Source organism: Dehalococcoidia bacterium (assembly GCA_030018455.1).
Lineage (GTDB): Bacteria > Chloroflexota > Dehalococcoidia > DSTF01 > JALHUB01 > JASEFU01.
This window is the reverse complement of sequence record JASEFU010000014.1, coordinates 1-5349: the sequence shown is the minus strand read 5'-3', so window position 1 is coordinate 5349 and position 5349 is coordinate 1. Positions and strand designations below refer to the sequence as shown.

The 5349-nt window shown below is 62.3% G+C and carries 5 protein-coding genes; 2 read left to right on the top strand and 3 right to left on the bottom strand.

Features of this window, described 5'->3' with window-relative positions; translation table 11 throughout:
• The coding region (locus QME71_11080) for a hypothetical protein (protein ID MDI6858842.1) at window positions 1-757 on the top strand (757 nt) is incomplete at its 5' end.
• Window positions 758-951: 194 nt separating this feature from the next.
• Here the strand turns inward: QME71_11080 and QME71_11075 are convergent.
• The 3 genes from QME71_11075 to QME71_11065 form a co-directional block, all read right to left on the bottom strand.
• The gene (locus QME71_11075) at window positions 952-1887 is read right to left on the bottom strand and encodes an ABC transporter permease (protein MDI6858841.1); all 936 of its coding nucleotides are present in this window, start codon (window positions 1885-1887) and stop codon (window positions 952-954) included.
• Complete coding sequence (locus QME71_11070; protein MDI6858840.1) at window positions 1884-2840, bottom strand: ABC transporter permease; 957 nt, start codon at window positions 2838-2840, stop codon at window positions 1884-1886. The genes QME71_11075 and QME71_11070 overlap by 4 nt, the downstream gene beginning before the upstream one ends.
• Before the next feature lie 69 nt (window positions 2841-2909).
• Window positions 2910-4631 (bottom strand): peptide ABC transporter substrate-binding protein, encoded by a 1722-nt coding sequence (locus QME71_11065; protein ID MDI6858839.1) that lies wholly within the window; start codon window positions 4629-4631, stop codon window positions 2910-2912.
• A 462-nt stretch (window positions 4632-5093) separates the two neighbouring features.
• On the opposite strand from QME71_11065, the gene QME71_11060 reads away from it, so the two are divergent.
• A partial coding sequence (locus tag QME71_11060) for a hypothetical protein (protein ID MDI6858838.1) occupies window positions 5094-5349 on the top strand: 256 nt, incomplete at its 3' end.

The window sequence follows — 5349 nt, the reverse complement described above, 5'->3', positions numbered from 1 at the left end:
TTCCACGTTGGGCATCGATGTGGTCATTGCCAAGGGCGGACCAGACGCGAACGCGTACATCTACGATCCGCCCGACGAGTCCTTCGGCGACAACGACCTCATGGCGCCGAGCAACTGCGGTGGTGGCCGGCAATGCGGCTTGAGCCACATCAGCTTCTGCTACGATAGGGCCACTCCCACGCCCACGCCGACCGACACGGCGACCCCGACCAACACGCCCACCGATACGGCGACACCCACGCCCACCGACACGGCGACGCCTACGCCCACGGATACGGCAACGCCCACGGATACGCCGACAGCGACGCCGACGCCTCCAATGTTTGAGGGCTGCACCCCCGGCTTCTGGAAAAACCATCTGGACGCGTGGGCGGCCACAGGCTACGCGCCCGGCGACTCCTTCGAAGCAGTCTTCGGCGTGGACGCTTTCGCGGGCAGTCCAACGCTCCTGGAGGTCGTGACCCTCGGCGGCGGGGGTCTGAATGCCCTTGCCCGGCACGCTGTGGCGGCGCTCCTGAACGCCGCGCACCCTGACGTCGACCCCGACCCTGCGTACGACACGCCGGCAGAGGTTATCGCTGCCTTCCAAAGCGCGTATGCCAGCGGGGACTACGCCACGACGAAGAATGCACTGGCGATGTCGAACGAGTCAGGATGCCCTCTCAACTCGTACTACACGGCGCCGGTTTTCGCCCGCATAGTATCGGTGTTGCAGAGGCTGGTGCAGGCGAGCAAGGACCTGCTTTCCGGCAACTGAACGGGAGACAGTAGCAAAGAGAGGCCCCGACTTCACTCGGGGCCTCTCTTCCTTTCAGGCCTTTGCTCGGAGCCCTTCCTTCAGGCTCACAAGCATCTTGCGGGTTAGCGGACCCGCCGGAGGAAAGGCGTAGCCGGAGTCGCGAGGGCAACAGAGAAGGGCCGCATATCCGGCCCTTCTCACGGCCTTACATCTTATCGTTGTCTTGGATCGAGCGCGTCGCGGAGGCCGTCGCCGAGGAACGTGAAGCACAGCATCAGCAGGGCGATAGCCGCGGCGGGGAACACAACCACCCAGTAGTTCACCTGGATGTAGGCGTACCCGTCGGAGACGAGACGGCCCAGGCTGGCCGTCGGCGGCGGCAACCCGAAGCCGATGAAACCGAGGGCGGCCTCGGCGAAGATGGCGATGGGAATACCGAACGTGAAGGCGACGATCACCGGCCCCAGCGTGTTAGGCAACATGTGACGCACGACGATACGGAAGTTGCTGGCCCCCAGCGTCTTCGCCGCCGTCACGTAGTCGCGCTCCCACAGCGAAAGCATCTGCCCGCGGACGAGGCGCGCGATCGTCGTCCAGTTGACCATAGCGATGGCGAGCATGACCTGAAGGCGAGGATTCGTGAGGATGGGCCAGTCGCGTTCGAAGAGGACGGAGCGCAGGAGGATGATGAAGAGAAGGTCGGGGAAGGCGTACGTGATGTCCGTCAGGCGCATGAGCAGATTGTCGGTGGTCTTGCCGCCGAGGCCCGCGGCCACGCCGACGGCGACGCCGAACAGCAGCACGAGCACCTGCGTTCCCAGGCCGATCTGTAGCGATATCTCGACGCCGGTGAGGACGCGGCTCCAGTTGTCGCGGCCGAGGTTATCGGTGCCGAAGAAGTGTTCCAGCGAGGGGCCTTCCTGCACTGCCTCGTAATCCTGGTCCTGATAGGGATCGTAGCGTTCCAGCACGCCCAGGTAGTCGGCGGCGACTGCTATCACTGCGATCAGGACGAGCACGATGAGCGCGGCCATCGCCAGTCTGTTGCGGGAGAGGCGCCGCAGGGCGTCGGACCAGAGGCCGCGTTCCCGCCGAGGCAATTCCCATCCCACGGGTGCCAGTTCCGTCTCTTCTTCCAGTTCCCTCATCGGTACCTGATCCTTGGGTCAACGACGGCGTACAGGAGGTCCACGGCCAAGTTAGCGAAGGCGACGACCGCCGTGTAGAAGAGGGTCGAGCCCATTATCATGGCGTAGTCGCGGCGGATGACGGCGTCGACGAAGGCGCGGCCGACGCCGGGTATGGAGAAGACGGTCTCGATGATGAACGAGCCCGTCACGAGAACGGCGGCAATCGGGCCCATCACCGTCAGCACGGGGATCATGGCGTTCTTCACGGCGTGCCGTAGAATGACGATCTGCTCCGTCAGTCCCTTGGCATGGGCAGTCCGGATGTAGTCCTGATGCAGCACTTCCAGCATGCTGGCGCGCGTGACGCGGGCGATGTAGGCTGCGGGCAGCGTGCTGACAGCGATGACAGGCAACACGAGTTTCTTCACGTCCCATGCGCCGGGGTCGAGCACGTCGCTGAGATGCAGCGGCCCGCCCCAGCCGAGGACGTGGAAGACGGGGAACTGCACGGCAAAGAGAACGATGAGGAATGAGGCAAGCACGAAGTTCGGCATGGCCGCGCCGACCGTAGCGAAGAAGACGCCAACGTAATCGAGCCAGCCGTTCTGATTGAGCGCCGAGAGCACCCCGAGGGTGAGGCCGACGACGGAGGCGACCAGGAACCCCAGCGCGCCCAGCTGCACCGTGACAAAGAAGCCGGCGCGGATCAGCTCCGCGACATCGCGGTCGCCACGGAACGAAAGACCGAAATCGAAGTGAAGGATGTTCCAGAGGTAAAGGAGGTACTGCTTCCAGATCGGCTCATCGAGGTTGTAGCGCCTGTTGAGCGCCTCCATAATCGGCTCGGGAAGCGATTTCTCCTGAGTGAAAGGGCCGCCGGGCACAGCGTGCATAAGGAAGAAGGTGATCGTTGCCACGGTCCAGAGGACCGGGATCAGCCATAGCAGCCGTCGTATGAGATAAGCGGCCATCGTGCGATGGGCATGGGGCCCCGACGGGGCCCCATGCCTCCTTCATTACCCCTCTTCTTCTATTAGACTTTATTCGGCTTTAACAAACCAGCATTCGGGGCACCAGTTGCCGGGCATAGCGGCGTCGATGGCGCCGTTTGCGTGGATGCCGCCGATGTTCGAGTCTACCAGGTAGAGGAAAGCGCCCTGCCAGATCGGCGCTGCGCCGCACAGCTTCGTGACGACCAGCGTCTCCGCTTCCTGGAGGAGCTTGATGCGCGCGTCGTTGTCGGTTTCGGCCGCGGCAGCCTCCAGCTTGGCGTCGATGTCAGGATCGCTGCACTCATACTTGTTGTTTCCGCCGCCGGTGTCGAACAGCCCGATCAGCGGGTTCTCGGGGTCGGGGTAGTCGATCTGCCAGCCACCGGGGAACAGCTCGAAATTCATCGAGTTGAACGTCTGAGAGCGGGTCTTGGAGTCGACAGCCTCGATGGTCACATCTATGCCCAGGACCTCTTTCCAGGCCCTCTGGAGGAACTCGCCCTCGGCCTTGCGGTCAGGCCTGTCAAGCACTGTGATCCGCAGACTCGGGAAGCCCTGTCCGTCGGGGTAGCCGGCGTCGGCGAGGGCTTTCTTCGCGGCTTCGGGGTCGTAGCCGATGACATCTTCGAAAGGCCCGTTGCCCTGGTGCCCGGGGATGCCCTCGACGAGCCAGTAAGTGGCGGGAATGTAGGCGTCGTTGTAGACCACCTTGACGAGCTGCTCGCGGTCAATTGCGCGGGAAAGAGCAAGCCGCACGTTGTAGTCTTTCAGCACCTCATTGTTCAGCTGCATTTCCACGGACCAGATGCGGCCGGCGCCCACGCGCAGGAACTGGTCTGCCAGGTCCGGGTCGCCCTCGATGACGGGAATGTCCGTCGCCGCGACGCTGGTCATGTCCAGCTCGCCGGTTTGGAATGCGCGGAAGGCGACCGAGAGGTCGTCGATGAACTTGACGGTGATCTCCTGAAGGGCGGGCTTCGGCTCCAGCGCCCACTCAGGGTTGGGCTTCAACGTGACGTGGTCTTTGGGGACGAACTCGGTGAGCGTGAACGGCCCGTTGACAACGATGTTGCCGGGGTCCGTCCACTTGTCGCCGTACTTCTCGATGACATCCTGGCGCGCCGGGAAGGCGGCCCACAGCGACATGACAGTCATGAAGGTGGGTTTGGGAGCGGCGAGCGTGACTTCGAGGGTGGTGTCGTCGATCGCCTTCACCCCCACGGCGTCGCGCAGAGCGGCCTGCTCTTCGGGCGTCGCCTCGGCGGAGTTGAAGTACTCGTCGCAGCCGACGATGCCGAGGATGTCAGCGCCGAGCAGGTACTGGTAAGGCCCGGCGACCTCAGGGCTGCACTCGCGCTTTATCCCGTATTCGAAGTCGGCCGCGGTGAGCGGCTCACCGTCGGACCACTTCAGCCCCTCTTTCAGTTTGATGGTGTACACGTTGCCGTCGATCTCTGGCTCACCGTCGGCCATTGCCGGCACCGCCTCGACCTCACCGGCCTCGTTCAGAACAAGCTGATAGAGACCGCGGAAGAGCATACGCTCGATCGCGATGTCCTGTTCGAAGTTAGACCGATGGGGGTCGAAGAATTCCGGTTCGCCGCTCTGGACGACGATCTTCTGCTGTTCAGGAGGAGCGAGGTTCTCTTCCCCGTTGGTGGGGCCTTCTGTGGGTTCCTCCTCCTCCCCGCCGCACGCAACCATCACCAGCGACAGAAGGGCAACAAGTGTCCCGATGAGCAAGAGAAGACGTGGCCTTATTTTAGGCATGGGTCCTCCTTTCGTTGAGGGTGTTCTGCTTCTCGTTTCGCCTGGATTATCTGAAATGTATGTACCTCCTTTCTATTGCGCCTTGTCCCGGCGGCCGTGTTGATTATTCACGCCCCTTGCCGGCCTGATGCTGCCGTTACGAGCCGATAAAGGATAATCTGAGAATGCCCTTTATGTCCATACTCTTTCCTTTGTTATCTAATAGTTATACAACAAGAGTGCCAATTAATGGCTAGCTTCACTTGCGGCTCCTATAACCACGCCAACGCCTTTCTCGTTTACGATTCCTCGTTTGGCAAGAAAGAGGTGATCAACGCTGCACGGACAACAACGATCGGGGAAAAAAGCGAAAAATCCCGTTGCCGGGTATTGACTTTCCCCCCTGCGTCGCATTATGTTGACCGAGCCCCGCACGACCGCAAGCTCCGTTTAGTCACAACACCGGCAGGGAGGTGATCACCAGTGAGGTATCAACACGTCAGCAATTCTTCGCGGCTGCTGGCAGCGGTTGCCTTCGCCGTGGTCGTCGCCATCGCCATCATCAGCTTCGCGCTGGTGCAGGGCGGCGGCCGCGAAGCGTCCGCCCACTATTACGACTTCGATGGGGATACCCTGACCGACCTCCACATGGAGATCGATATGGACATCACCAACGGCAGCGGGCCCTGCGACCCTGCGGCCACCGACAACGTCGGCCCGCAGCGACAGCTGGGTGTGG